Origin of the sequence: Streptococcus sp. 1343, assembly GCF_013277355.1 — a bacterium.
In the GTDB taxonomy this organism is placed as follows: domain Bacteria; phylum Bacillota; class Bacilli; order Lactobacillales; family Streptococcaceae; genus Streptococcus; species Streptococcus pseudopneumoniae.
This window is the reverse complement of record NZ_VMMT01000097.1, coordinates 1-761: the sequence shown is the minus strand read 5'-3', so window position 1 is coordinate 761 and position 761 is coordinate 1. Positions and strand designations below refer to the sequence as shown.

Below are 761 nucleotides of genomic sequence, written 5' to 3'. Positions count from 1 at the left end.
CATCATGGAAAATTAGGATGGTCAAAACAGGATCTGCTCTATCCTAGAAAAGGAAAATCTGTTAAGAAACAAGCTAGCACCAATTTTAACCCCCCTGGTCAATCTATCGAACAGCGTCCTGAAGCTATCAATCTGCGATTGGAGAATGGGCATTATGAGATTGATACGGTTCTGCTTACAAGAGTGAAAAATTATTGTTTACTGGTCTTAACTGATCGAAGGACTAGGCATCAAATTATCCGATTGATTCCAAATAAAAGTGCTGAGGCGGTCAATCAGGCTTTAAAACTCATCTTAAAACAAGACAAGATTCTGTCCATCACGGCAGATAATGGTACAGAATTTAACCGCTTGTCTGATGTATTTTCTGAGGAACATATCTATTATGCGCACCCCTATGCCTCTTGGGAAAGGGGAACTAATGAGAATCACAACAGGCTCATTCGGAGATGGTTACCTAAGGGAACTAAGAAAACGACTCCCAAAGAAGTCGCATTCATCGAAAATTGGATTAATAACTATCCTAAAAAATGCTTGAACTACAAATCACCCAGAGAAGACTTCTTCATGGCTAACTTGAACTTGAAATTTGGCTCGAATGTGAGAATGTCTTTAGTAAATCGAACGTGAAAATGTCCCATTTGATAAAATAGTCGTATGAAAAGTATCCAACTGAATATGAATGAAACGAAAAAATATCTTGTGATAAAAGCTATAGACCAAGGAAAGAAAACAAAGAATCGAGCCTGTGTCGAACTGAA

1 protein-coding gene is annotated in these 761 nt (G+C 38.0%); it reads left to right on the top strand.

What is annotated here, in order from left to right; translation table 11 throughout:
- On the top strand, positions 1-630 hold a 630-nt coding region (locus HT709_RS11325; RefSeq protein ID WP_172925784.1), incomplete at its 5' end, for an IS30 family transposase.
- Positions 631-761: the final 131 nt, after the last annotated feature.